The sequence below is a fragment of the Cellulomonas biazotea genome (assembly GCF_004306155.1).
Lineage (GTDB): Bacteria > Actinomycetota > Actinomycetes > Actinomycetales > Cellulomonadaceae > Cellulomonas > Cellulomonas biazotea.
On record NZ_BIMR01000369.1, the window covers coordinates 1 to 1,851 of the forward strand.

The following is a 1,851-nucleotide window of genomic DNA, read 5'->3' on the forward strand; positions in this document are numbered from 1 at the left end:
CGTGGCGAGACGGCCCGACGACGGCGCCCCGGGGGCGTCGGGCGCGTCGACCTCGACCTCGACCACGTCCCCGGGGGCGAGGACCGACGAGCCCGCGGGCGTCCCCGTGAGGACGACGTCGCCGGGCTCGAGGGTGAGGTGCTGGGACAGGTCGGCGACGACCTGCGCGAGCGGGAACAGCAGCCCGGAGGTCGTGTCGTCCTGCCGGAGCTCACCGTTGACCCACGTGCGCAGCCGCAGCGCCCCGGGGTCGAGCGTGCGTGCGTCGAGCAGGCCCGGCCCGAGCGGGGTGTACCCGTCGCGGCCCTTGGAGCGGACGTTGCCGCCGCGGTCGGCGGCCCGCAGGTCGTAGAGCCCGAGGTCGTTGGCCGCGGTGACCCAGGCGACGTGCTCCCACGCGCGGTCGAGCGGCACGTGCCGGGCGGTGGTGCCGATGACGAGCGCGATCTCGCCCTCGAAGGCGAGGAGCTCGGTCCCGGCGGGGCGCTCGACGGTCCCGCCCGACGTCGCGACGGAGCTCGACGGCTTGAGGAAGTACGACGGGTGCGCGGGGCGGCGGCCGCGCTGGTCGGCGCGCGAGGCGTACGCGAGGTGGACGGCGACGACCTTCCCCGGGCGCCCGGGGAGGGCCGTGAACCTGTGGTCCGGTGCCTGTGCCGACATCTGCTCCCTCGCAGTGAGTCGTATCCGAGATCGTATGCGATCCGCCCGCAGCCCGACCAGGTGCCGGGTCTCGGCCGGTCGGCGCTCAGCCGCTGGCCCGCACGATCTCCTCCCAGTAGGGCGCGACGACGTCGGGGGAGACCAGCAGGTCCAGCAGCAGGAACGGCCGTTGCGACGCGGGCCGGGCCGCCCAGACGGCCAGCGCGTCGAGGTCGTCGAGCGTGCGGACGGTGACGCCCTGCGCCCCGACGGCCGTGGCGAGCCCCGCGAAGTCGACCGCCGGGATCAGCATGGGCTCGCGGACCAGGCCCTTGCGCCCGTAGACGTGCACCTCGGCCCCGTACTCGGCGTCGTTCCACACGACGGCGACCCCGCGCCCGCCCGCGACGCGCACCGCCGACTCCAGGTCGGCCAGCGCCATGAGCCCGCCGCCGTCACCGGTCGACAGCACGACGGTCGACGCCGGACGCGCGAGCGCCGCGCCGAGCACGCTGGGGAACCCCAGCCCGATGGCCTGGAAGGCCGTCCCCACCATGACGAGCCGGTCGGGCGCGGCGACCGGCCAGTACATGTTCGCCCACGCGATGAAGTGCCCGCCGTCGGACACGACGACCCGGTCGTCAGGCAGGAGCTCGCCGATGCGGGCGGCCGCCGACCGCGGGTCGAGCCGGCCGTCCGGTGCCGACCCCGTGCCCGGCTCGTAGCGGCGCGCGGTGGCGACGTCGACGGACTCGCGCCACCCGCTGGGCGTGCCACCGTCCCGCGTCTGCAGGTCGGCCAGGTCGGCCAGGACGGTCGACGCGACCGTCGCGGCGTCGCCCCGCACGTACCCGCCGACGTGCGGGTGGGTCGCCGAGGGGGCGACGTCGACCTGGAACACCCGGGTCCCGGGCGCGAACAGCTCACCGAACCGCATCGTGAACTGGTTGAGCGACGCCCCGACGACGAGCGCGACGTCGGCCTCCCGCACGAGCGCCATCGCGCCCGCCGCGCCGAACCCGCCCGCCACGCCGAGGTCGAACTCGGGGCGGGGGAACACCCCGCGGCCGAGCGCCGTCGAGACGGTGAGCGCGCCGGTCGCGTCGGCGACCGCGCCCAGTGCTGCGCCGGCCCCCGACAGCCACGCGCCCCGCCCCGCGAGCAGCAGCGGCCGCCGCGCCGACGCCAGGGCCGCGGCCACGTCCCGCA

General features: G+C 76.8%; 2 protein-coding genes. Both read right to left on the reverse strand.

Annotated features, from left to right (window positions below):
* A partial coding sequence (locus tag CBZ_RS18740) for a fumarylacetoacetate hydrolase family protein (RefSeq protein WP_174768699.1) occupies positions 1–663 on the reverse strand: 663 nt, incomplete at its 3' end.
* Positions 664–748: 85 nt separating this feature from the next.
* Positions 749–1,851, reverse strand: a 1,103-nt coding sequence (locus tag CBZ_RS18745; RefSeq protein WP_130782977.1) for a thiamine pyrophosphate-dependent enzyme, incomplete at its 5' end; no start/stop codon positions are given.